Raw genomic sequence first — 24,638 nt, 5'->3', positions numbered from 1 at the left:
GGAAGGCTAAACCTAGCCTTCCGGTACAAACGAATTACTCGTCTTCCAGTTCGATGTTGATACCCAGTGAGCGGATTTCTTTCAACAATACGTTGAAGGACTCCGGCATGCCAGGTTCCATCTGATGGTTGCCATCGACGATGTTTTTATACATCTTCGTACGGCCGTTAACGTCATCCGACTTAACCGTTAGCATCTCTTGGAGTGTATAGGCTGCACCATATGCTTCCAGTGCCCACACTTCCATCTCCCCGAAACGCTGACCACCGAACTGAGCTTTACCACCCAACGGTTGCTGAGTAACCAAGCTGTAAGAACCAGTAGAACGGGCGTGCATTTTATCGTCAACCAAGTGGTTCAGTTTCAGCATATACATGTAACCAACCGTTACCTGACGCTCAAACTTCTCACCTGTACGGCCGTCGAACAATGTAATCTGACCTGAAGTTGGCAGACCACCCAATTTCAATAGTTCTTTAATTTCAATCTCTTTTGCACCATCGAACACTGGTGTTGCGATTGGCATACCTTTTTTCAGGTTTTCAGCCAGACGCATAACTTCTTCGTCAGAGAAAGTATTCAAATCTACTTTCTGGCGAGGGTCATCACCAAGATCGTAGGCTTTCTGGATGAACTCACGCAGTTTGGCGACATCTTGCTGCTGTTTAAGCATAGCATTAATTTTATCACCAATACCTTTCGCAGCCATACCCAAGTGGGTTTCCAGAATCTGACCGATGTTCATACGCGATGGTACGCCCAGCGGGTTCAGAACGATGTCTACAGGGTTACCGTTTTCATCGTAAGGCATATCTTCAACTGGGTTGATTTTTGAGATAACACCTTTGTTACCATGGCGACCCGCCATTTTATCACCCGGTTGGATCTGACGTTTAACGGCCAGATAAACCTTAACAATTTTCAGTACGCCTGGTGCCAAGTCATCACCTTGAGTGATCTTACGGCGTTTAGCATCCAGTTTCTTCTCGAACTCAGATTTCAGTTCATCGTACTGCTCAGCTAATTGTTCTAACTGATTTTGCTTCTCTTCATCAGCCAGAGAAAGCTCTAACCAACGATCGCGAGGCAATTTGTCCAGTTTCTCAGCTTCAATACCGCCGTTAACCAGCACAGAGCGGATACGCGCAAACAAACCTGCTTCGAAAATACGTAACTCTTCCGTTAAGTCTTTCTTCGCTTCACGTAACTGAGTTTCTTCAATCTCTAGCGCACGTTTGTCTTTTTCTACACCATCACGGGTGAAGACTTGTACGTCAATGACGGTACCGGAAACACCGTTAGGTACACGCAGAGAAGAGTCTTTAACGTCAGATGCTTTCTCACCAAAGATAGCGCGCAGCAGTTTCTCTTCTGGTGTCAGTTGGGTTTCACCTTTCGGTGTCACTTTACCAACTAGGATATCGCCACCTTTAACTTCAGCGCCGATATACACAATCCCAGACTCATCGAGTTTAGAAAGTGCAGCTTCACCAACGTTAGGAATATCAGCCGTAATTTCTTCAGGCCCCAGTTTTGTGTCACGAGACACACAAGAGAGTTCCTGAATATGAATCGTTGTGAAACGGTCTTCTTGAACAACACGCTCAGAAACAAGGATGGAGTCTTCGAAGTTATAACCATTCCATGGCATAAATGCCACGCGCATGTTTTGGCCAAGAGCCAATTCACCGAGGTCAGTTGAAGGACCGTCAGCTAACACGTCACCACGTTCAACTGGCTCACCTAAAGATACACAAGGCATCTGGCTAATACAGGTGTTCTGGTTAGAACGGGTATATTTAGTCAGGTTATAGATATCGATACCAGCTTCACCTGGATACATCTCATCTTCATTAACTTTAATAACGATACGAGAAGCATCAACGTACTGAACAGTACCGCCACGTTTCGCAACAGCCGTTACCCCTGAGTCAACCGCTACTGCACGTTCCATACCTGTACCGACTAAGGGTTTATCAGCACGTAAAGTTGGAACCGCCTGACGTTGCATGTTTGCACCCATCAATGCACGGTTAGCATCATCGTGTTCAAGGAATGGAATCAGTGACGCACCAACAGAAACGACCTGCTGAGTCGAAACGTCCATATATTCAACTTGATCACGGCTGAACAAGCTTGATTCACCATGGTTACGGCAAGTGATCAGCTCTTCAACAAAGCTACCATCTTCCGCTAATACGGTGTTTGCCTGAGCGATGATGAAGTTACCTTCTTCAATGGCAGACAAGTAATGAATTTCGTCAGTAACAAGGCCATCACGCACTAAGCGATAAGGTGTTTCAAGGAAACCGTACTCGTTTGTCTGAGCATACACAGACAAGGAGTTGATCAGACCGATGTTCGGACCTTCAGGGGTTTCGATTGGACAAACACGACCATAGTGAGTTGGGTGTACGTCACGTACCTCAAAGCCCGCACGTTCACGAGTCAGACCACCTGGGCCCAACGCTGAGATACGACGTTTGTGCGTAATTTCAGACAGTGGGTTGTTTTGGTCCATAAACTGAGAAAGCTGGCTGGAACCAAAGAACTCTTTCACTGCCGCAGAAATTGGCTTCGCGTTGATCATATCTTGTGGTACTAATGCATCAAGGTCACCCAGAGAAAGACGCTCTTTCACTGCACGCTCAACACGGACCAGACCAACACGGAATTGGTTTTCTGCCATCTCACCAACAGAACGAATACGACGGTTACCTAAGTGGTCAATATCATCGACTTCGCCTTTACCGTTACGGATATCGATGAGTTTACGCATAACATCAATGATGTCTTCTTCACTCAGGATACCAGAACCTTCGATTTCATCGCGGCCCAGTGAACGGTTAAACTTCATACGACCAACAGCTGATAGATCATAACGATCTTCTGAGAAGAACAGGTTATCGAACAAGTTCTCAGCAGCTTCACGTGTTGGTGGCTCACCAGGACGCATCATACGGTAGATTTCTACCAACGCGCTCAGGCGGTCATTCGTTGGATCGACACGCAGCGTTTCAGAAATGTAAGCACCGTGGTCTAAGTCGTTGGTAAACAATGTTTCAATTGTTTTATGACCCGCTTGGCTCAGACGTGCCAACATATCCAATGAAAGTTCCATGTTAGCTGCGCAAATCAGCTCACCTGTACTTTCATCAATGTAATCTCTTGCGACCACTTTACCAGCGATGTACTCAACAGGCACTTCGATGCTGTTGACTTCTTCTTTTTCTAGTAAGCGGATATGACGAGCAGTGATACGACGGCCTTTTTCAACATACACTTTGCCGTTTGCTTCAATATCAAAAGAAGCGGTCTCACCACGCAGACGCTCAGGAACTAGCGTCATCATCAGTTTGTTATCGCGGATTTGGAAAACAGTTTTCTCGAAGAACAAATTCAAGATGTCTTCAGTGCTGTAATCCATTGCACGTAGAATAATGGTCGCAGGTAATTTACGGCGACGGTCGATACGTACAAACAGGTTATCTTTCGGATCGAATTCGAAATCAAGCCATGAACCACGGTAAGGGATAATACGCGCGTTATACAGGACTTTACCTGAAGAGTGTGTTTTCCCTTTATCGCTGTCGAAGAAGACACCAGGACTACGGTGTAACTGAGAAACGATAACACGCTCAGTACCGTTGATAACGAAGGTTCCGTTTTCAGTCATGAGTGGAATTTCACCCATGTAGACTTCTTGCTCTTTGATGTCTTTTACGGTGCCTTCTGGTGCTTCACGCTCATAAACAATGAGGCGCAGCTTAACACGCAGTGGTGCAGAGTATGTGACGCCACGGATTTGACATTCTTTAACATCAAATACAGGCTCACCCAGACGATAGCTGACGTATTGCAGTTCAGCATTACCGCTGTAGCTCTGAATAGGAAACACAGAACGGAAAGCTGCTTCCAGCCCGTTCTGACCATCAGGATCTTGCTCGATAAACTTCTGGAACGAGTCAAGTTGGATAGAAAGGAGATAAGGTACATCCAAAACTTGTGGACGTTTACCAAAATCCTTACGAATACGTTTTTTCTCGGTATAGGAGTAAACCATAGGGTTCCTCAGCTCGCTGATCAGTGACCCACTCTGTCCGTCCATAAGGACAGCATCGATAACGCTATTTTTTGAAATGGAAAATGAACACTTTCCGTAATACTCATTGCTATTACTCTTAAATCATTTCATTGTGCCACTCTGACTACCGAGCTACCCGAGCGGGTCGTAGCTGAGAACACAGTATATTAAGTCGTCAATAGAAAGAAGTATTGGAGGGTTTGTTAACATCAAAATTGCGTGAAAAAGCTGTTAACACCCAATCACGCTTTACAGCGCAAAAAGGCTGGTGATTAAAAAATCACCAGCCATCAGCCTTTAAGTTAGGCTGCAAACTGAAAGCTGAACTTATTTAAGCTCAACAGAAGCGCCTGCTTCTTCAAGAGATTTTTTCAGAGCTTCAGCTTCGTCTTTGCTAGCACCTTCTTTGATGGTTGCTGGCGCAGATTCTACCATATCTTTAGCTTCTTTCAGACCCAGACCGGTCGCACCGCGAACTGCTTTGATAACAGCAACTTTGTTACCGCCAACAGAAGCCAGAACAACGTCGAACTCAGTTTTTTCTTCAGCAGCTTCAGCAGCAGCACCTGGAGCAACAGCAACAGCCGCAGCAGCAGAAACGCCGAATTTTTCTTCCATCATAGTGATCAGTTCAACAACGTCCATTACAGACATTTCAGCAACTGCGTCAAGGATTTGGTCTTTAGTGATAGACATAACAAGTGTTCCTAAAATTCAGAAATAGTTTATACGTTAAAAAGCAACGAAGGAAAGGGCTTATGCAGCTTCTTTCTGATCGCGCAGAGCAGCCAGAGTGCGAACCAGTTTGCCTGCAGCGGCTTCTTTCATGGTTGCCATCAGGCGTGCGATTGCTTCTTCGTAAGTTGGGAGTGTTGCCAGACGATCGATATCTTTAGCCTGGATTAACTCACCTTCAAAGGCCGCAGCTTTAATCTCAAATGCTGGATTCGCTTTCGCGAACTCTTTGAACAGACGAGCAGCAGCGCCCGGATGTTCGTTAGAGAAAGCAATCAAGGTTGGACCAACAAACGCGTCTTTCAGGACTTCATAAGAAGTTCCTTCAACAGCACGGCGAATCAGCGTGTTACGAACAACACGGATGTAAACGCCAGCTTCGCGACCTGCTTTACGCAGTTCAGTCATTTTTGCTACAGTTACGCCGCGTGAATCAGCAACAACTGCAGAAAGCGCGCCTTTGGCTACTTCGCTGACTTCAGCAACAATCGCTTGTTTGTCTTGAAGATTTAGTGCCATTAGCTTCTTGCTCCTGGATTAACCGGGAAACCCCGGGGACTCACATCACTCAAACACGACATGTGTTGAGCGCTAAAACACGGTGAGCAGAAGCCAGAATAAAATTCTTGGTATCTCTGTCACCGTCTACGCAGGTAGATTAAGTATCGCTACACCTGCGGTCTTGGACGGGGTCTGGAAAGGCCAGACTCCATACCGAAATTTGTGGTTTATTGATACTAATAACAGTACGAATAAACTCAAGGCGTCAGATTTTATACAAATCTGACGCAAAGGTAAAGTTTAATTACTAAAAGTATTAGTATTAAACTGCTGCTGATAGACCAGCTTGGTCAATAGCAACACCTGCACCCATGGTAGTAGACAGGCTAACTTTCTTGATATACACGCCTTTAGCAGAAGCTGGTTTTGCTTTTTTCAGCGCGATCAGCAGTGCTTCTAGGTTTTCTTTCAGTTTGTCAGCATCAAAGTCAACTTTACCGATAGTGGTGTGGATGATACCGTTCTTGTCGTTACGGTAACGAACCTGACCCGCTTTAGCGTTTTGAACTGCTTCAGCAACGTTAGGTGTTACAGTACCTACTTTCGGGTTTGGCATCAGGCCGCGTGGACCCAGGATTTGACCTAATTGGCCAACAACGCGCATTGCATCTGGAGAAGCAATAACAACGTCAAAATCCATTTCGCCAGCTTTGATTTTGTCAGCCAGATCGTCCATACCAACCAGCTCAGCACCTGCTGCTTTAGCAGCTTCTGCGTTTGCGCCTTGAGTAAAGACAGCAACGCGAACTGAACGGCCAGTACCGTGTGGCAGTACAGTTGCACCACGTACGTTCTGGTCAGATTTACGAGCGTCGATGCCAAGGTTAACAGCAACGTCAACGCTTTCGACGAATTTAGCAGTCGCTAATTCTTTCAGCAGAGCAACGGCTTCGTTGATGTCATACTGTTTAGTTGCATCAACTTTTTCACGGATATTGCGCATGCGCTTATTCAGTTTAGCCATTGATTAGTCCTCCACAACCAGGCCCATGGAACGAGCAGTACCTTCGATTGAACGCATCATAGCGTCAATGTCAGCACCAGTCATGTCCGCAGCTTTAGTTTCAGCGATTTCGCGAATCTGAGCAGAGGTCACTTTACCCACTTTGTCTTTGTTCGGCTTACCAGAACCAGACTTAACGCCAGCTGCTTTTTTCAGCAGAACAGCAGCAGGTGGAGTTTTCGTAACGAAAGTGAAAGAACGGTCTGCATAAACAGTGATAACAACAGGAATTGGTAAACCTTTTTCCATGCTGTCTGTTTTTGCGTTGAACGCTTTACAGAATTCCATGATGTTCACACCTTGTTGACCCAGTGCTGGACCAACCGGTGGGCTTGGGTTAGCCATACCAGCTGCAACTTGCAGCTTAACGTAGGCTTGTACTTTCTTAGCCATGAATATTTCCTCTAGATGGGTGATAGCGCCTAGCGATTAGGCTCCCCGTTAATTAACGCCCCTCGCAACTGACTAAACACGTGTGCGAGGCGCAAAAAACAAAAGGCGCGAAATTGTAGTCAAATTTCACACCTTTTGCAAGCCAGTTTTTGTCGTTAAAGTTATACTTTTTCGACCTGACTGAAATCCAATTCGACTGGTGTCGCACGGCCAAAGATTGAAACCGAGACTTTCAAGCGGCTCTTTTCATAATCCACTTCTTCGACAACACCATTAAAGTCAGCAAATGGACCATCGCTAACGCGAACCATTTCACCTGGCTCAAACAATGTTTTCGGACGTGGTTTATCGCCAACTTGTTGCAGACGATTCATAATCGCGTCGACTTCTTTATCACTAATTGGTGCTGGACGATCCGACGTTCCGCCGATGAACCCCATAACACGTGGTACGCTACGTACTAAGTGCCATGAGTCATCATTCATTACCATTTGAACTAATACATAGCCTGGAAAAAACTTACGTTCACTTTTACGGCGCTGACCACTACGGATCTCAACAACTTCTTCTGTTGGTACCATGACTTCGCCGAAAGAGTCTTCCATACCGTGTAATTTGATATGTTCACGCAAAGACTGCGCTACGCGACCTTCAAAACCAGAGAAAGCCTGAATGACATACCAGCGCTTTTTAGGTGAATCTGACATTTAGAATAACCTCAGGCTTGTAATAAATGAAACTAAACGCACTAGGATACCATCTAATCCCCACAGTATTAATGACATAACAGCCGTTACTGCGGCAACAATCAAAGTCGTTTGTAATGCTTCTTGGCGAGTTGGCCAAATCACTTTTCGCATTTCAATGCGAGCTTCACGCGCAAACGCTAATGTTTGTTTGCCCTTTGTAGTCCACAAAGCGACAGCACCTGCAATGGCGACAACAGCCACAACAGCAAAAGCACGCAGCGCGAGATTATATTGACGGAAGTAATAGTTGCCAACTATAGCAATCAGTAGCAGGACAGCAACAACGACCCACTTAAAGATGTCTACACTGCGTCCACTTCCTTGAGCTTCGCTATTCGCACTCATAATTCAACCTGTTACCATGAAGTATGTATAAAGCCTGTGCCCTACCAATGAAGGCAAACAGACCGAACCAATAGAATATGCCAACATATCCCTTATGTACTACGAGCCGAGCTTGCTAAGTCAAACAAGGAGAATTGTTGACAACGCCTACGAAACTCAAAGAGCAGTCGACTAGCAAAAGGCGATGATGTGCTCACTCGCTATTCCGTAGGTAAATTTAAGGCATGCTCAACAAATTTTTTGCCGCGATTATTATGAAAATTAATTTCTAAATGCGGCAGCAGTAAAATATACCATATCTTCTGAGCAAAACCTTAATAAATCTCATATAACTGCATAAAGCTAATGATGCAGTTGCTATATTCGTTGCATCAGAGCCTATCTCACCAATAATTTCCACAACCATTGATGAGATAGGTTCTTAATTTTACAACGTTATACCCTTCATAGTTTAAAATATTGCATGGTGATGGCTCAAATCGCTATCGCGTCGCGACATTTTACACTATTGAGGCATTGAGATAACTCAAGATAACCAATTGATTAATAATATATTACTTGAATTATTTTGAGTATAAAAAGGGCATCTTAAAGATGCCCTTTTTACTAAAGTGGGTTGTTATTATGCAATGATTTTTGCAACAACACCCGCACCTACAGTACGGCCACCTTCACGGATTGCGAAACGCAAACCATCATCCATCGCGATTGGGTGGATCAGGGTAACTTTCATGTTGATGTTGTCACCTGGCATTACCATCTCTACGCCTTCTGGCAGTTCGATAGTACCGGTTACGTCAGTTGTACGGAAGTAGAACTGTGGACGGTAGCCTTTGAAGAATGGAGTGTGACGACCACCTTCATCTTTGCTCAGGATATAAACTTCTGATTCGAAAGTAGTGTGTGGCTTGATTGAACCTGGTTTCGCCAGAACTTGACCACGTTCGATTTCTTCACGCTTAGTACCACGCAGAAGAACACCAACGTTCTCACCTGCACGACCTTCGTCTAGAAGCTTACGGAACATTTCAACACCAGTACAAGTGGTTTTCGCGGTCTCTTTGATACCAACGATTTCAACTTCTTCACCCACTTTGATGATACCACGCTCAACACGGCCTGTTACTACTGTACCACGACCAGAGATTGAGAATACGTCTTCGATTGGCAGCAGGAATGGCTTGTCAATTGCACGCTCTGGCTCTGGAATGTAGCTGTCCAGTGCTTCTGCTAATTCAACAATTTTCGCTTCCCACTCTGGGTTGCCTTCCAGCGCTTTCAGAGCTGAACCACGGATAACTGGAGTGTCATCGCCTGGGAAATCGTACTGAGACAGAAGCTCACGAACTTCCATTTCAACTAGCTCTAACAGCTCTTCGTCGTCTACCATGTCACATTTGTTCAGGAAAACGATGATGTAAGGAACACCAACCTGACGACCTAACAGGATGTGCTCACGAGTTTGTGGCATTGGGCCATCAGTTGCAGCAACAACCAGGATTGCACCATCCATCTGCGCAGCACCGGTGATCATGTTTTTAACATAGTCGGCGTGTCCTGGGCAGTCTACGTGTGCGTAGTGGCGAGTTGGTGTATCGTACTCTACGTGAGAAGTAGAGATGGTGATACCACGCGCTTTTTCTTCTGGTGCGTTATCGATTTGATCGAATGCACGAGCGCTACCGCCGTAAGTTTTTGCCAGAACAGTAGTGATTGCTGCTGTCAGGGTAGTTTTACCGTGGTCAACGTGGCCGATTGTACCAACGTTAACGTGCGGTTTGGAACGTTCAAATTTTTCTTTAGACACGACTCTATTCCTTATGGAGTTCCCTCTTCACTATAAAGAGGGAACTTAATTAAAGTAGTTAAATCGATTAAAACCGATTACTTAGCGTTACGAGCTTCGATAACAGCTTGTGCAACGTTGTTAGGTGCTTCATTGTACTTCAAGAACTCCATTGAGTATGAAGCACGACCTTGAGTTTGTGAACGCAGGTCTGTAGCGTAACCGAACATTTCTGACAATGGTACTTGTGCACGAACAACTTTACCAGTTGCCATGTCATCCATACCTTCAATCAGACCACGGCGACGGTTCAAGTCACCAATAACGTCACCCATGTAGTCTTCTGGTGTTTCCACCTCAACTTTCATGATTGGCTCAAGCAGAACAGGTTTAGCTTTTTTGAAGCCATCTTTAAACGCGATTGATGCCGCCAGTTTAAATGCCAGTTCAGATGAGTCAACATCATGGTAAGAACCGAAATGCAGACGAATACCCATGTTAACAACAGGATAACCAGCCAGTGGGCCAGATTTCAACTGCTCTTGGATACCTTTGTCAACCGCAGGGATGTATTCACCAGGGATTACACCACCTTTGATTTCGTTGACAAATTCGTAGTCCATAGGAACGCCGTCTTTATCATTTTTGTCAAGTGGGTACATATCGATAACCACATGACCGTACTGACCACGACCACCAGACTGTTTCGCGTGTTTACCTTCGATGTCTGTCACTTTAGCAGTGATAGCTTCACGGTAAGCAACTTGTGGTTTACCAACGTTCGCTTCAACTTTAAATTCGCGACGCATACGGTCAACCAGAACGTCCAAGTGCAATTCACCCATACCAGCGATGATGGTTTGACCCGTTTCTTCATCACTTGATACGCGGAATGATGGATCTTCTTGAGCCAAACGACCCAATGCGATACCCATTTTTTCTTGGTCAGCTTTAGTTTTTGGTTCAATTGCAACAGAGATTACTGGCTCTGGGAATTCCATACGTTCTAGGATGATTGGCGCTTCAACAGCACACAGAGTATCACCTGTAGTTACGTCTTTCAGACCGATAGCTGCCGCGATGTCACCAGCGCGAACTTCTTTAATCTCTTCACGCTTGTTAGCGTGCATCTGAACGATACGACCAAAACGTTCTTTCTTAGATTTAACTGGGTTCAGAACCGTGTCACCTGAGTTAACAAAACCAGAGTAAACACGGAAGAACGTCAGGTTACCAACGAACGGGTCAGTTGCAATTTTAAATGCTAAAGATGAGAACGGCTCATCATCACTTGCGTGACGTTCAGCTGGCGTATCTTTACCATCGTCCAGAATACCATTGATTGCAGGTACATCTGTTGGTGAAGGTAAGAACTCGATAACTGCATCCAGCATTGCCTGAACACCTTTGTTCTTAAATGCAGAACCACAGGTAACCAGGATAATTTCGCTTGCAAGAACGCGTTGACGAAGAGCAGCTTTGATTTCTTCTTCAGACAGTTCATCACCGCCTAAATATTTTTCCATCAGTTCTTCTGATGCTTCAGCAGCAGATTCAACTAGGAAGTTATGCCATTCTTCAGCTTGATCTTGCATATTCGCAGGGATATCTTCGTATTCGAAGGTAACGCCTTGATCTTCATCGCTCCACTTGATCGCTTTCATTTTGATCAAGTCAACAACACCAGTGAAGCCTTCTTCTGCACCAACTGGTAATTGAAGTGGAACTGGGTTTGCAGCCAGACGTGTTTTTAATTGTTCAACAACACGCAGGAAGTTTGCACCCATACGGTCCATTTTGTTAACGAACGCGATACGTGGAACTTTATATTTGTTAGCTTGACGCCATACAGTTTCAGACTGTGGCTGAACACCACCAACAGCACAGTAAACCATAACTGCACCATCAAGAACACGCATAGAACGTTCTACTTCGATAGTGAAGTCAACGTGTCCTGGGGTGTCAATAATGTTGATACGGTGTGGCTCAAACTGTTTTGCCATACCGGACCAGAATGCTGTAGTCGCAGCAGACGTGATAGTAATACCACGCTCTTGCTCCTGTTCCATCCAGTCCATTGTTGCAGAACCTTCGTGGGTTTCACCAATTTTATGGTTTACACCTGTATAGAACAGAATACGTTCAGAAGTTGTTGTTTTACCGGCGTCGATGTGTGCACTGATACCGATGTTACGATAGCGTGATATGGGCGTTTGACGGGCCATTTTTTCCTCTCTCGTGGGCGTTCAATTCATCATATAAAGGGTAGCGGAAGGCTACCCTAAGAAGCATCACTAATGCGGTGAAATTACCAGCGGTAGTGAGCGAACGCCTTGTTAGCTTCTGCCATACGGTGAACGTCTTCACGTTTCTTAACAGCAGAACCTTTGTTCTCAGCTGCATCCGATAATTCGTTTGCCAGGCGCAGAGCCATTGACTTATCACCGCGTTTACGAGCAGCATCAACGATCCAACGCATTGCCAGAGCATTACGACGAACCGGACGAACTTCTACAGGAACTTGGTAAGTAGAACCACCAACACGGCGGGATTTAACTTCCACAGTCGGACGCACGTTATCCAGTGCGAGTTCGAATGCATCAAGTTCAGTCTTACCAGAACGCTGAGCCAGGGTCTCAAGCGCGTTATATACGATTGCTTCAGCAGTAGATTTTTTCCCGTCTACCATCAGGATGTTCACAAATTTGGCCAGTAATTCTGATCCGAACTTAGGATCTGGAAGAATTTTACGTTGACCAATTACGCGACGACGTGGCATGGATATTACTCCGTTGTTAATTCAGGTTTGCCCAAAACTCTATTAGAGTATTTTGACATTAAGATTAAAAATGTTTGGCCTTACTTAACGGAGAACCATTAAGCCTTAGGTTTCTTAGCACCGTATTTAGAACGGCCTTGTTTACGGTCTTTAACACCAGAACAGTCCAGTGCACCGCGAACGGTGTGATAACGCACACCTGGCAAGTCTTTAACACGACCGCCACGGATCAGGATTACGGAGTGTTCCTGCAAGTTGTGGCCTTCACCACCGATGTAGGAAGAAACTTCATAACCGTTAGTTAAACGAACACGGCACACTTTACGTAGTGCTGAGTTTGGTTTTTTAGGAGTGGTAGTATATACACGAGTACATACGCCACGTTTTTGCGGGCAAGCTTCCAGTGCTGGAACGTTGCTTTTAACAACTTTCGAGCTACGTGATTTGCGTACCAGCTGATTAATAGTTGCCATTATTAAAAAAGCTCCTGGTTTTTTTTGCTTCGTAAACACGGATTTCGACCTCGTTCGCCAACATGACGATACACGAGGACGCGAAATTTTATTGCTGACTGGCTCAGGTGTCAAGAAATATACAACTTTTAACGCTTTTATAGGGCAAAATGTTGTTTATGGCTCACAGTTAGCTGAACAAAATCGCGATATGAAGCTAAAGAGACCTGTTCTGATAGCATATTCTGCAAACCTCGAGCATTGACATCTGCATCTAACGCATAGATTTGTGCACCTTTTTTTTGCAGTTCACAAAGATGAGTGGATTGATGAATGGCAGCAATAACGCCATCTTGTAACAATAATACCGCATCATCCGGCGTGATCAGTCGTAGAAACGCGGTGAGATCACAGTGAAAAGGTGACTTTGCTATAGTATAAAGCATAGAAAAGATCCTACAACAGATCAAAATTTAAGCACAACATCATATTCGGATAATTTATCGCGAATTTGTGTCGAATTGATGACATTTACCTCAATGACCCACTCACTATTTTCGCAAATCCCTCTTTCTTTTAGTGAATCCGCACACACGAAAATATTATTGATATCGTAAAGTGGCAAAATTTTAAACGTGGAAATATAGTCTCTCGCTAAAATTTCTTTTGGATTTTGATTAGCAAGTAACTGGCAGACACCATCTGAAAGGAAAAAAACATCAATATCTTCAGTGAGTGCCGATGTGGCAAGTAGCGCATCTAGCCCTTCTCGACCACTCGCATTTCCGTGAGGCATGGAGGTAAAAACAAAGGCAAACTTTTTCATATATCCACTAAATGATGCAAAGCGTTGCTAAACCGCCCCCCGCAACCGGCTGAGTTTGAGTTTACTCAGGTCGCCATGATGAAGGGGGGTGAATCGCATAATAAATTGGTTTTAAAAACGAATGGTTCTATCCGCTGTTATCATCGCCTCAGCTAAACTTCCGAGCCCACTCATCATAAAACCCTCTCCTAAATTGCTAACGGCAAGTGATAAAAGCTCAGCCTGTTCTTTATCCACCACCCCGCGGCGCAACGCGGCAGAAACACAAACATGCATTTCACAACCCGATTTCATCGCTAATTGCTGCCATGCTTTCACTAAATTGAATTCATCATTGGCAGGTGACGTTAGCGCATTCGCATTCGTCACACCTTCACTGTAAAAAAAGAGCGTTTTTAAGCAATGCCCTTCCTCAAGAAGTGCATTCGCAAATTGGTAAGCACTGGCTGCTTGCTGTGTACCATAAGCGGGTCCAGTAACTAGCAAGCAGTATGTGAGAGATTGTTTACTCATTCCCCACTCTTAAACTGGCGAATATAGAGATACACGGTATGTTTAGAGATATTTAAGCGGTCAGCCACCTGGTTAATGGCATCTTTAATATCAAAAATACCTTTTTCATACAGATTAAGTACAACTTGTTTATTTTTCGCATTGTTCGACACATTACGATCGGCCCCCACCTCTTCAATCGTAAATTCTAATGTCTGAGCCACCAGATCATCAACGGAAGAGGCAAAGTTAACATCTGAAGTCACATCTTGTTTTTCTTCAGGCACAAAGCTTTTAATAATCTCTGAAAATGGCACATCTAAATTCATATTAATGCACAAAAGGCCTATCACGCGTTGATTGCGGTTACGAATGGCAATCGTAACCGATTTCATCAGGTCGCCACTTTTCGCTTTCGTAAAATAGGCTTTTGAAACATTTGATTCTTCATCCGCCATATCGTGAAGCATACGCAATGCAAGATCCGTAATGGGTGAACCAATTTGACGTCCAGTATGTTGCCCGTTGGCTATTCTGACGGCTGAACATTTTAAATCTTCCAGAGAGTGAAGAACGATTTCACAATGTGCACCTATCAACATAGCTAAGCCATCTACGGCAGCTTCGTACGATTTTAGAATTTCATGATCAGTCTGAGTAAAAGGCTCATTATTTAATAAATTAATATCATTATGATCATTTGAAAGTACTGAGTTAGACATTTTTAAACACCATCCTTCAAGTGTACGAAAAATCGCCTTACTGACTCATGAAGCGTTAATTGTTGGAGGCTTTTATACTCGTCATATTTCAAGTTGCGACATTGCTGGCGACGTTCAATCGCACTAGTTGTATAGTTTCCTATATGCCTAGCGAGTCATTCACTTGCCGCCCTGCTGCACCTCAAATTATTTAGTGTATAGCTTCATTGCATATGTTTGGTCAGCAAATGTGGCGATAAATAATTAGGTCGAATACAGTGAAGTTAAAACTACGAGGCGCCGCCGTCAAGCAATTGCATGCAAGAGAGTTTGTCTTATCACAAGTTTTCAGCAAAATAAGCATTATTTTTAACACATAATCCATCAACTAATGCCAAATAAGCTTATGGGTCCCTTTTCTTAAATATATAAGAGTTATCAATAAATTAATTATTATATTTTGCTTAACTCTTTTTTTGAAGAAAATAAGTTGATCACGCCTTAACGTAAAAAACCCAGACATCGCTGGGTTTTTTATGACAACTTAACAGTTATTATTTTGCTTCTGGCTTGATGTCTAATAGTTCAACATCAAATACCAGTGTGGAGTTAGCAGGAATTCCTGGAACACCATTTTCACCGTATGCCAGTTCCGCTGGGATTACGAGCTGGATTTTGCCGCCTTTCTTCACATTAACCAGACCTTCTGTCCAACCTTTAATCACTGAATTCAGTGGGATGGTCAGAGGCTCATTACGTGAATATGAGCTATCAAATTCAGTACCATCCGTCAGCATACCTTTATAGTGAACGACAACGGTATCATCTGCTTTAGGTTTAGCACCTGTACCTTCTTTTTCAATTTTGTACAGTAGGCCTGACTTAGTTTTCACTACGCCTTTTTCTTTCGCGTATTTTTCACGATACTCAGCACCTGCTTTTTCATTCGCAGCTGACTCATCTTTCATTTTTTTCTCAGCCGCTTGTTTAACTTGGCCTTCAAACTGGCGTAGCGTCTCTTCAACTTCTGCATCCGTCATTTTACTTTTGTTGTTGAAGGCATCTTGAACACCAGCAAGCAACTGAGCTTTGTCTAGATTGATACCAATCGCTTTTTGCTCTTCCAATGAGTTTTGCATATAGCGGCCCAAAGACGCGCCTAATGCATAGGCATTACGCTCTTCGGCTGATTTAAATGCGCTACTTGTTGGCGCTTTAGCAGTGGTCTCAGCCGCCATAACTTGAGGGGCTCCAAAAGCCAATGCTAATGTCGTTGCCAGAAGACTTGCCTTAAACAGTGATTTCATCCTAATCTCCGATATCTATTATAAGTATGCGTTGTTACTCACTTATTAAAATTCAGTGTAGAATAGTAAGCAACAGAATGACTACTTAGACAACATTAACAAAAAGAGGTTTCATCGCCTATCTCTTTAACTAAAACTTATCTATTGATTTGTAATGTTCAGTTATTATGATGGCTTTTTTATGATAAAAAGCCATAAGGGGCTCCAAAATGGATTCATTTGACGCTTTTGAACAACGCCTTGAGCTTTTAGAAAGCAAAGTGGCTTTTCAAGAAATTACGATAGAACAACTTAACCAAGTGATTACCGACCAACAAATGCAGTTGTCCAAGTTACAAGAGCACATACGTATTGTGGCAGAGCGATTAAAATCATCTCAATCCTCTCACCTCGCAAGGCCAGAAGAAGAGACACCTCCTCCACATTACTAATTCGTTATCAACTTCAGACGCAAAAAAGGAAAGCTAGCGCTTTCCTTTTTTTGTTATTTAACCACTTAGTGGCAACCACAACCGCCGTGTTTGTGGCCATGGCCGTGACCTTCACCGCCACCACAACAACCGCCAGCATCACCATGGCTATGGTCGTGACCATGACCGCCGCCACAGCAACCACCTTCATGGTCGTGATCGTGGCCATTTGCACCGTGAACATGACCATGAGCCAATTCTTCTTCGGTGGCTTCACGAATCGCGATGATCTCAACATTAAATTTCAAGTTTTGACCCGCTAACATGTGGTTACCATCGACGATGACTTCATCACCTTCAATACCGGTAATTTCAACTGGCACCGGTCCCATATCTGTATCTGCCAAGAAGCGCATACCAACTTGCAGTTCTTCAACGCCCATGAACACATCTTTTGGAACACGTTGAACTAAGTTTTCGTCGTATTGACCGTATGCGTCATCAGAGGCGACTTCAACATCAAAGTGATCACCTACAGCACGACCTTCCAACGCTTTTTCCAGACCAGAAATTAAAGAACCACGGCCATGTAGATAGTCGAGTGGCGCATTTGCCGGGGACTCATCAACTAAAACACCGTCTTCTGTTCTTACTTGATAAGCCAAGCTGACTACCAAATCGTTTGCTACTTTCATGACATCTCCTACAACCCATAGAGGGGAAAAATTTTGCTAATTGTACCGGAAAACAAAACAGCTGTATTGAGAATTGACAAAATTCTCTTATTCAGGCGTAAAAATTCCGATCACTTGCTCTTGTTTTCTCACATGAGGAGTCGCACTATCATCAACTTGGCGCTGCTGATCCCCACAATTAACGCACTCAACAACATCAATTTGATCTTCACACCACATCATGAGGGTGTCTTGTGATTGACATTTAGGGCAGATTGCCCCTGCAATAAACCGCTTACGTGTTGACGACATTAATCTATCCTTTATTTATCATGATTCCAGCTATGTGGCTGGCGATGTTCTCTTAGCATCTCTTTTTCGAACAACTCATTTAACTCTCGGCGCGCTTCTTTAACACGGGAAATTTGGCCGCTATCACCTTCATTTTCTGGGATTATCTCCCGTAATACTCGCATATCCAATCGTCGAAAATGCTGTTTGGCGCGATAGGCTTTATGCGGGTGCATGCCTGTACTAATGAGTGCTTTACTCCCCAACTCTAATGCGCTGGAAAAGGTTTCACGACTAAAATCGGTGACGCCACGCTGCAATAATTCATGCGCCTCAACGCGCCCTTTTGCTCGAGCAATAATATGTAGGTTTGGAAAGTTTTCTTGACATAATTGCACGATTTCCATCACCTCTTCAGGAACGTCACTCGTAATGACAATCGCTTTCGCTTTCTCGGCTCCCGCTGAACGCAATAGTTGTAGCTCACGCGCATCACCATAATAAACGGTATAACCATAACGACGCATGGTGCTAATTGCCGTGACATCCTGCTCAAGAACCGTAATTTTCACTTTATTAGCCATTAGTAAGCGACCAACAACTTGGCCCATGCGCCCAAAGCCAACTAAAATCACATGGGGATCATTGTCTTCAACGAATGGTTTCTCATGGGAAACAGGCTGGCGATTATAACGATAATTCAAATAGGCATCGATCAATTGCATCACAAGTGGTGTCGTCATCATCGATAACGTGACGACCACTAACAGTAAATCCATCTGCCTTTCATCAATCACACTGGCACCCGATGCCGTCGCAAAAATAACAAACGCAAACTCACCACCTTGGCTTAATACGCCAGAAAATTGCGCTCTAGCGCCATTGCGTAATCGCGCTATCCAACTGAGGGTGTACAGCACTAGAGCCTTCACCGAGACTAAGACCAGAACACCGAATAAAACTTGTGGAAGATATGACCAGAGTATTTGTAAATTTAGCGACATACCCACTGAGATAAAAAAGAGTCCCAGCAATAAACCTTTAAATGGCTCAATATTAATTTCTAACTCATGGCGAAATTCTGTTTCAGCGAGCATCACTCCCGCCATAAAAGTTCCGAGTGCCATGGAGAAGCCGAGGCTTTCCATAATAAGCGCAGAACCAAGCACAACCAACAGTGCTGCCGCGGTAAAAATCTCATGGACACCTGATTTTGCCGCCAGACGGAACATCGGGCGTAATAAGTAACGTCCCACCACCCAAAGGCCTGCAAATGCAGCAACCTTCAAGCCAATACGATACCAATCACTGCTCGCGGTATCACCAGCCAATAATGGGATTAATGCCATTATTGGGATCACGGCCATATCTTGGAATAACAATACCGAGAACCCTAACTGCCCGCTCTCTTTATTGGACATGCCCTTTTCATTCATGAGCTGCAAAGCCATTGCGGTTGATGACATTGCCATACCTAGCCCGCCAACAACCGCAGCTTGCCAAGAGAATTTTGCTAAAAAAAGTAATCCCGCCATGATTGCGGCCGTGACGACAACTTGTGCTGTCCCAACGCCAAAAATGGAACGACGTAACTCCCAGAGTTTCGATGGCTTCAGTTCTAAGCCAATTAAGAACATCAAAAATACAACGCCCATTTCCGAAAAATGGAGAATATCGTCAACGTTATGAATGAAACCAAAGACAAACGGTCCAATCATGATACCCGCTAATAGATACCCCAGCACCGCACCTAAACGAATTTTTTGGGCGATGGGCACCATGACGACCCCAGCACACAGGAACACGATGACAGCTTCAAAGATATCGAGTTGTCCCATTAGGAGAGGCCCCCTGTTTGTAATGGTTGTTGTAACCACTCACGGTACCCTGAGATGATCTGCTGTAAATGGTGTTTATCTTGCCTACGCGCAGCATAAATAATGTTGGGTTCTAACCATTGCATGTCACACATTGCCGCTGTCAGTTCGAAAGGACGTAAAATGTCGTTTAAGGGATAACGATTATAGCCTCCATATTGATAGGCTTCCTGAGGCTCTCCCGTAGTAATGACTGAGCGCCAATATTTCCCTTTTAATTTTTGATACCCCATATCTGTCGCAAAACGTCGCGTTAATACTCTATCAAACCACTCTTTTAATAACGCTGGGCAACTATAGGTATAGAGGGGATGCTGAAAGACAATGACGTCATATTGGCATAGCAGTTTTTGCTCTGCGGTCACATCAATAAAATAGTCAGGATAAGTCGCATACAGATCATGTACAGTCACATGGTCTAAATCTTTGACGGCTTCGAGCAAAGCTTTATTGGCGACGGATTCTTCAGGGTCAGGATGTGCGTAGAGCACTAATACTTTCAGCTTATTTGACATCTTTCCCTCCTCAAAGGCGTGTCAGACGGATAATTTTCCGTTACCATGCAGCTTGGATATCGCTTTTATTTTACACCTACACATTTTCGTATGGTCGTATACCAGCTGAAAATTCTAGGGTATTCACTGTATATACTCTTAATAATTCGAATTGCAGCGAGGCAGCAAGTGAATGAATCGCTAGGCACCTAGAGAGCTAGGTAACTAGTGTGGATAAACTAGCTAGCATGCCTTGACAACACGCGCTGCAACTTGAAGTATGACGCGTATAATTTAACATATTTTCAACTGACGGCATCTATGATTGTTTTCTCTTCATTACAAATTCGCCGTGGCGTTCGCGTTTTGCTGGACAATGCCACCGCGACAATCAACCCAGGTCAAAAAGTTGGGTTAGTGGGTAAAAACGGCTGTGGAAAATCAACCCTGCTTGCATTGCTAAAAGGCGAATTACAAGCAGAAGCAGGTTCGGCTACCTTCCCAAATACATGGGCGCTCGCTTGGGTTAACCAAGAAACCCCCGCCCTCGATCAGCCTGCACTTGAGTATGTGATAGATGGTGATCGCGAATTTCGTACTCTCGAACAACAACTGCAATTGGCCAATGAAAAGAATGATGGCCATAAAATAGCCGCCTTACATGGTCAACTTGATGCGATTAATGCATGGAGTATCCGTTCACGCGCTGCAAGTCTGTTACATGGCCTTGGTTTCAATCAACACCAATTACAAGAACCGGTAAAATCATTTTCAGGTGGTTGGCGCATGCGCCTTAACCTTGCGCAAGCATTGCTATGCCGTTCTGATTTATTATTACTGGATGAACCAACGAACCACCTTGATTTAGATGCCGTCATCTGGTTAGAGAAATGGCTGAAAAGCTATCCTGGCACATTAATATTAATTTCTCATGACCGAGATTTCCTCGATCCGATCATTGATAAAGTATTGCATATTGAGCAAGAAAGTATGTTCGAATATACCGGCAACTATTCTTCCTTTGAACGGCAACGCGCCACCAAACTGGCTCAGCAACAATCTTTATATGAGAGTCAGCAAGCTAAAGCCGCCCACCTACAAAGCTATATCGATCGCTTTAGGGCACAGGCAACCAAAGCGAAACAAGCTCAAAGCCGTATTAAAATGTTAGAGCGGATGGAAATGGTGGCACCGGCCCATGTCGACAATCCCTTTCATTTTTCCTTCCGTAAGCCTGAAAGCTTGCCAAATCCATTACTGAAAATGGAAAAAGTCAGTGCCGGTTATGGTGATACCATCATCTTAAAATCGATTAAATTGAATCTGGTTCCCGGTTCGCGTATTGGTTTGTTAGGCCGCAACGGTGCGGGTAAATCGACACTGATTAAACTACTTGCTGGAGACTTACAGCCATTACAAGGCACTGTTTCGTTAGCTAAAGGTATAAAATTAGGCTATTTCGCGCAGCATCAGTTAGAGTATTTGCATGCTGACGAATCCCCTTTGCAACATCTCGCAAGACTGGCACCACAAGAAACCGAGCAGCAATTACGTGATTATTTAGGTGGGTTTGGTTTTAAAGGGGATCAAGTGACTGACCCAAGTGGCCGTTTTTCTGGCGGCGAAAAAGCCCGTTTGGTACTCGCCTTAATTGTTTGGCAACGACCTAATTTGTTACTGCTTGATGAGCCCACGAACCACCTAGATTTAGATATGCGTCAAGCGCTGACAGAAGCATTGATTGATTTCGAAGGGGCCTTGGTTGTGGTATCTCATGATAGGCACTTATTACGTTCCACAACCGATGACTTATATTTAGTGCATGATGGTTTGGTTGAACCTTTTGATGGTGATTTAGAGGATTACCAACAATGGCTAGCCGAACAAAATAAAATGGAGTTACAGCAGGCTCGCGATCAACAAGAAAAAGAACGCCCAGCGAACACAACGACAGTCACTGCGCAAGATAGAAAAGATCAAAAACGCCGCGAAGCCGAGTTTCGCCAGCAGACTCAACCTATTCGTAAAAAGTTGGTGGAGTTGGAAAAGAAAATGGAGAAGCACGCTAGCGCCTTAGCCGAACTGGAAGCGATGCTTTCTGATGCCTCCATCTATGAGCAGGCTCGCAAGAATGAGCTATCAGAATGTTTGAAAAGCCAAACCGAGCAAAAAAATGCGTTAGAAGAGGTGGAAATGGCATGGATGGAACTGCAAGAGCAGCTCGAAGCCATGACCACTGAATTCGAATCCAACGCGTAGCCGATTGATTTATCGCTTCCAAAGAACCGTAGTGGGAACAAATAGGTGTTGAATAAACAGACATTCACCTCGTTGTTCCCTCGGTTCTCTAAAGATAGCGCGTTAATATTCGCGCTCCCCTATTTCACTTATTGCTCTCGTGCTGTCACACACATCACATGATATCGGCCATCAATCACTTCCGTGCCTTCAGTTTCATGCTCAAAACCAGGGAACGCACTATCCCATGCCTGTAAACCTTGTAAATAACGAATATGGGGGCTATTTTCATCACCAAAGTTTTCCCCCGATAAAAGCATTGGGATACCGGGTGGATAAGGAATAATCGAGTTAGCGGCCACTCTACCGACTAATTGATCAACCGGAACCGCTTCAACACGATTCGCCACAATTTCTTGATAAGCATCTCGCGGGCTCATCATCACCTGAGGTAAATGCGAATACGCCTGATTGAGTAATCCGCCTGGGTTATTTTTCTGTAAATAAGCAAACATATTATCCCCTAGGTCACGTAACCCCATTTCACCATAAATTTCAGGGGCAGACTGCACAACCTCAGGGAGCACCTTTTTCAACGCGGTATTACTATCATAGTGACGCTTAAAGGAAAGCAGGGTATTCACTAATGTTCCCCACTTCCCTTTGGTGATCCCCATCGAAAAGAGAAACATGATTTGAAAGTCAGTAGTGCGTGTCGGCACAATGCCATAATGATTGAGCCACGCGGTCACCAGTGCAGCAGGCACCCCTGTATCCAATAAGTTACCATCATCCCCCATCCCAGGAGAGAGAATACTCACTTTAATAGGGTCTAACATGGCCCAATTATCAGGAATATCATTAAAGCCGTGCCATTTATCCTCTGGATGCATGACCCAACAGCTTTGCTCTTTCATGAGTAGTTCAACAGGGGCATCTTCAAAGGCATATCGTTTACCCGTGGCAGGGTCTTTCACCATTTCCTGATTCCAAGGCTTAAAGAACCATTCCCCATCATTGATAAATTCTTTATACAAATAAGCCAAAGACTGCCTAAAATCGATAGATTCACGGATCACCTCATCGGTCAGTGACCGCCCGCTATTACCATCCATCATATCCGCGGCGATATCATTGGATGCACAAATCGCGTATAGCGGTGAGGTGGTTGAGTGCATTAAATAGGCTTGATTGAAACGATTAAAATCAATCGCGTTACGACCATTACGTACGTGAATAAAAGAGGCTTGTGATAAGGCATTCAGTAACTTATGCGTAGAATGCGTGGCAAAAATAGTGGGCTGGTTTTCTGTTCTTTCTTCATCACGCATTGCAAAATGGTCACGATAAATAGGGTTAAAACGCGCATAGCCATACCAAGCTTCGTCAAAATGAATACGGTCTAAAGAGCCATCCAGCAAGTCTTGTACCTTACGTGCGTTATAACAAACGCCATCATATGTACAATTGGTCACAACACTATAAGCCGGTTTCTGTTTAACTTTCGCCTTCGTAAGCGGGTTATGCGCGATTTTAAATTTAATCGCATCTGGCGTCATTTCTTTGGGATAAATTGGCCCAATAATGCCATAACGATTGCGACTCGGGATCATATAGACGGGTTTCGCCCCCGTTAATATTAATCCTTGCTCAATAGATTTATGACAATTACGGTCAATCACCACGACATCTTCATCCGTCATGCAGGCTTGCATAATTGTTCGGTTAGAGCCGGAGGTGCCCACAACCACAGAATAAGACTGGTCAGCACCAAACACACGAGCTGCATTCTTTTCACACTCGCCGAATGCCCCTGTATGGTCAAGTAACGATCCGACAGCCACGCGCTCTATTCCGATATCTGTACGGAAAAGATTTTCCCCAAAAAAATCATGATAAATACGCCCTGCTGGCGTTTTGGTAAACCCTACACCGCCTTGGTGACCCGGCGCTGCCCATGAGTATTCATGCACATCGCTGTACTTGATTAGGCTTTTCATTAACGGTGGGAGCAATTGAGAGCGATAGCGTTGAATAGCCGCCAGTACTCGGCCTGCAATGAAGTCGGCTGAGTCTTCTAAAATCCAAGCAAATTCATCAACTTGCTCCATCATATTACGATCAAAAGCAACCAGCGCTTCTTCACGATCACTGAGCAAGAAGACGGGAACATCTTCTTGCCTACGATGTAATTGGGTAATTAAGCGATGCGCTTGAACCTGTTCATCACGGTCAGACATATCTCGACCGTACAATAAGCAATCAATACTGGTATTTGAGCGGATATAAGCGAGGCCGTCTTCAAAGTCGCGAATGATGACTGTTTCGACATGTTCATCATTGAGTTCACTGGCAAGTCTTGCTACTGCATGGCTAATGACGGAGTCGTCATCCGTTAGCTCCGTATAAACAATTAATGCCCTCATTAATAATGCCCTTAT

General features: G+C 44.3%; 23 protein-coding genes. 2 read left to right on the top strand and 21 right to left on the bottom strand.

Going from position 1 to position 24,638, the window contains the following annotated elements; genetic code table 11:
* Positions 1-34 precede the first annotated feature (34 nt).
* The 16 genes from rpoB to fkpA all read right to left on the bottom strand — a co-directional run bounded on the left by rpoB (position 35) and on the right by fkpA (position 16,213).
* Complete coding sequence (gene rpoB, locus ACWPW6_RS01780) at positions 35-4,063, bottom strand: DNA-directed RNA polymerase subunit beta (RefSeq protein ID WP_154624917.1); 4,029 nt, start codon at positions 4,061-4,063, stop codon at positions 35-37.
* 348 nt (positions 4,064-4,411) lie between these two features.
* A complete protein-coding gene (gene rplL, locus ACWPW6_RS01775; protein ID WP_004924778.1) occupies positions 4,412-4,780 on the bottom strand; it encodes a 50S ribosomal protein L7/L12 in 369 nt (122 codons plus the stop codon).
* A 60-nt stretch (positions 4,781-4,840) separates the two neighbouring features.
* Positions 4,841-5,338 carry a 50S ribosomal protein L10 gene (rplJ, locus tag ACWPW6_RS01770; protein ID WP_004924776.1) on the bottom strand — a complete coding sequence of 166 codons (498 nt, stop codon included), beginning with the start codon at positions 5,336-5,338 and terminating at the stop codon, positions 4,841-4,843.
* A gap of 304 nt (positions 5,339-5,642) precedes the next feature.
* The gene (rplA, locus tag ACWPW6_RS01765; RefSeq protein WP_154624918.1) at positions 5,643-6,344 is read right to left on the bottom strand and encodes a 50S ribosomal protein L1; all 702 of its coding nucleotides are present in this window, start codon (positions 6,342-6,344) and stop codon (positions 5,643-5,645) included.
* A 3-nt stretch (positions 6,345-6,347) separates the two neighbouring features.
* Positions 6,348-6,776: a 50S ribosomal protein L11 gene (rplK, locus tag ACWPW6_RS01760; protein ID WP_154624919.1), complete on the bottom strand. Its 429-nt coding sequence runs from the start codon at positions 6,774-6,776 to the stop codon at positions 6,348-6,350.
* 161 nt (positions 6,777-6,937) lie between these two features.
* Positions 6,938-7,483, bottom strand: coding sequence for a transcription termination/antitermination protein NusG (gene nusG, locus ACWPW6_RS01755; RefSeq protein WP_154624920.1), 546 nt, complete (start codon positions 7,481-7,483; stop codon positions 6,938-6,940).
* Positions 7,484-7,870, bottom strand: a complete 387-nt coding sequence (gene secE, locus ACWPW6_RS01750) for a preprotein translocase subunit SecE (protein WP_154624921.1) — start codon at positions 7,868-7,870, stop codon at positions 7,484-7,486. It abuts the gene before it with no gap.
* A 622-nt stretch (positions 7,871-8,492) separates the two neighbouring features.
* The gene (gene tuf / locus ACWPW6_RS01745) at positions 8,493-9,677 is read right to left on the bottom strand and encodes an elongation factor Tu (protein ID WP_154624778.1); all 1,185 of its coding nucleotides are present in this window, start codon (positions 9,675-9,677) and stop codon (positions 8,493-8,495) included.
* Positions 9,678-9,754: 77 nt separating this feature from the next.
* Positions 9,755-11,881 (bottom strand): elongation factor G, encoded by a 2,127-nt coding sequence (fusA, locus tag ACWPW6_RS01740; protein WP_154624192.1) that lies wholly within the window; start codon positions 11,879-11,881, stop codon positions 9,755-9,757.
* Positions 11,882-11,964: 83 nt separating this feature from the next.
* On the bottom strand, positions 11,965-12,435 hold the full coding sequence (rpsG, locus tag ACWPW6_RS01735) for a 30S ribosomal protein S7 (protein WP_004262486.1): 471 nt from the start codon (positions 12,433-12,435) through the stop codon (positions 11,965-11,967).
* 98 nt (positions 12,436-12,533) lie between these two features.
* On the bottom strand, positions 12,534-12,908 hold the full coding sequence (gene rpsL / locus ACWPW6_RS01730) for a 30S ribosomal protein S12 (RefSeq protein WP_163860560.1): 375 nt from the start codon (positions 12,906-12,908) through the stop codon (positions 12,534-12,536).
* A 137-nt stretch (positions 12,909-13,045) separates the two neighbouring features.
* Complete coding sequence (gene tusB, locus ACWPW6_RS01725; RefSeq protein ID WP_154624190.1) at positions 13,046-13,333, bottom strand: sulfurtransferase complex subunit TusB; 288 nt, start codon at positions 13,331-13,333, stop codon at positions 13,046-13,048.
* A 20-nt stretch (positions 13,334-13,353) separates the two neighbouring features.
* On the bottom strand, positions 13,354-13,713 hold the full coding sequence (tusC, locus tag ACWPW6_RS01720; protein ID WP_249999711.1) for a sulfurtransferase complex subunit TusC: 360 nt from the start codon (positions 13,711-13,713) through the stop codon (positions 13,354-13,356).
* A 111-nt stretch (positions 13,714-13,824) separates the two neighbouring features.
* Entirely contained in the window at positions 13,825-14,226 is a 402-nt protein-coding gene (tusD, locus tag ACWPW6_RS01715) for a sulfurtransferase complex subunit TusD (RefSeq protein ID WP_163860558.1), read from the bottom strand.
* On the bottom strand, positions 14,223-14,927 hold the full coding sequence (locus ACWPW6_RS01710; protein ID WP_154624187.1) for a helix-turn-helix transcriptional regulator: 705 nt from the start codon (positions 14,925-14,927) through the stop codon (positions 14,223-14,225). The genes tusD and ACWPW6_RS01710 overlap by 4 nt, the downstream gene beginning before the upstream one ends.
* A 533-nt stretch (positions 14,928-15,460) precedes the next feature.
* Positions 15,461-16,213, bottom strand: a complete 753-nt coding sequence (gene fkpA, locus ACWPW6_RS01705) for an FKBP-type peptidyl-prolyl cis-trans isomerase (protein WP_154623262.1) — start codon at positions 16,211-16,213, stop codon at positions 15,461-15,463.
* Between the two features lie 209 nt (positions 16,214-16,422).
* Between fkpA and ACWPW6_RS01700 the strand changes: the two genes are divergently transcribed.
* Positions 16,423-16,644, top strand: coding sequence for a SlyX family protein (locus tag ACWPW6_RS01700; protein WP_154623261.1), 222 nt, complete (start codon positions 16,423-16,425; stop codon positions 16,642-16,644).
* Positions 16,645-16,709: 65 nt separating this feature from the next.
* Here ACWPW6_RS01700 and slyD read toward each other — a convergent pair whose 3' ends face one another.
* The 4 genes from slyD to kefG all read right to left on the bottom strand — a co-directional run bounded on the left by slyD (position 16,710) and on the right by kefG (position 19,980).
* Positions 16,710-17,318, bottom strand: a complete 609-nt coding sequence (slyD, locus tag ACWPW6_RS01695; RefSeq protein WP_154623260.1) for a peptidylprolyl isomerase — start codon at positions 17,316-17,318, stop codon at positions 16,710-16,712.
* Positions 17,319-17,405: 87 nt separating this feature from the next.
* The gene (locus ACWPW6_RS01690; protein WP_163860557.1) at positions 17,406-17,609 is read right to left on the bottom strand and encodes a YheV family putative zinc ribbon protein; all 204 of its coding nucleotides are present in this window, start codon (positions 17,607-17,609) and stop codon (positions 17,406-17,408) included.
* Between the two features lie 11 nt (positions 17,610-17,620).
* Entirely contained in the window at positions 17,621-19,426 is a 1,806-nt protein-coding gene (gene kefB, locus ACWPW6_RS01685; protein ID WP_154623258.1) for a glutathione-regulated potassium-efflux system protein KefB, read from the bottom strand.
* Positions 19,426-19,980 (bottom strand): glutathione-regulated potassium-efflux system ancillary protein KefG, encoded by a 555-nt coding sequence (kefG, locus tag ACWPW6_RS01680; RefSeq protein WP_154623257.1) that lies wholly within the window; start codon positions 19,978-19,980, stop codon positions 19,426-19,428. The genes kefB and kefG overlap by 1 nt, the downstream gene beginning before the upstream one ends.
* 300 nt (positions 19,981-20,280) lie before the next feature.
* On the opposite strand from kefG, the gene ACWPW6_RS01675 reads away from it, so the two are divergent.
* Positions 20,281-22,218 carry an ABC transporter ATP-binding protein gene (locus ACWPW6_RS01675; protein ID WP_163860556.1) on the top strand — a complete coding sequence of 646 codons (1,938 nt, stop codon included), beginning with the start codon at positions 20,281-20,283 and terminating at the stop codon, positions 22,216-22,218.
* A 128-nt stretch (positions 22,219-22,346) separates the two neighbouring features.
* On the opposite strand, the gene adiA is transcribed toward ACWPW6_RS01675, so the two are convergent.
* On the bottom strand, positions 22,347-24,623 hold the full coding sequence (gene adiA, locus ACWPW6_RS01670) for an arginine decarboxylase (RefSeq protein WP_163860555.1): 2,277 nt from the start codon (positions 24,621-24,623) through the stop codon (positions 22,347-22,349).
* Positions 24,624-24,638 lie beyond the last annotated feature (15 nt).

The sequence above is a fragment of the Providencia sp. Marseille-Q8014 genome (assembly GCF_965112055.1).
Note: the sequence above shows the minus strand (reverse complement) of the source record. Positions and strands in the feature narration are given on the sequence as shown.